This is a genomic window from Nocardioides bruguierae, assembly GCF_023656415.1.
Classification (GTDB): Bacteria; Actinomycetota; Actinomycetes; order Propionibacteriales; family Nocardioidaceae; genus Nocardioides; species Nocardioides bruguierae.
This window is the reverse complement of record NZ_JAMOIL010000075.1, coordinates 1-547: the sequence shown is the minus strand read 5'-3', so window position 1 is coordinate 547 and position 547 is coordinate 1. Positions and strand designations below refer to the sequence as shown.

Sequence of the window (547 nt, the reverse complement as noted above, 5' to 3'; positions counted from 1 at the left end):
GATCGCGTCAGTCCCGGCCGGGGGCGCCAGCCACCCCAGATCCGGAGTCTGGCCTGCTCCGGATCGGCGCTCGCCGCGCTGACCTGCGGTGATGCGGGGGACGAGCGAGGGCCTGGCTACTCCTGCTCGCGGGGCAGGCGGCCGGTCTTCCGGCCGGCGCGGATGATCCGCTCGGCCTCGGCCCGGATGTCCTTGCCGACGCCCTGCTGCTCGAGCGCCTGGGAGCGGCGCTCCTGCTCTGCCGCGCGCTCGGCCCGGGCCTCGGGCGGCGGCCACCCGGCCTCCCGCGCCCACCGCTGGATGGTGTTCGTGGAGAGGCCGGAGACCTTGGACAGCTCGCGGTGCGAGGCGCCGTGCATGAGCGCCACGACGACGGCCGCCCTCAGTGCGGTCTCCGCCTCGTCCCGGGCCTGCTTGGCGGCCAGGACGCGCTCGGCGTCCTCGTCGGTGACCACTCCCCGAGGCATGCCCATGTCAGGAACCTAGCGACGATCGCGTCACTTCGCACAAGCGTGGCGATCATCGCGTCAGTCCCGGCCGTCGGAGG

The 547-nt window shown here is 74.4% G+C and carries 1 protein-coding gene; it reads right to left on the bottom strand.

The annotated features are described in order from the left end of the window. Positions 1-116 precede the first annotated feature (116 nt). Positions 117-473 carry a hypothetical protein gene (locus tag M8330_RS21680; protein ID WP_250829044.1) on the bottom strand — a complete coding sequence of 119 codons (357 nt, stop codon included), beginning with the start codon at positions 471-473 and terminating at the stop codon, positions 117-119. Positions 474-547: the final 74 nt, after the last annotated feature.

Excerpts from the sequence above, each read along its gene's own strand:
- M8330_RS21680 (WP_250829044.1), bottom strand. The coding sequence starts at position 473 with ATGGGCATGCCTCGGGGAGTGGTCACCGACGAGGACGCCGAGCGCGTC.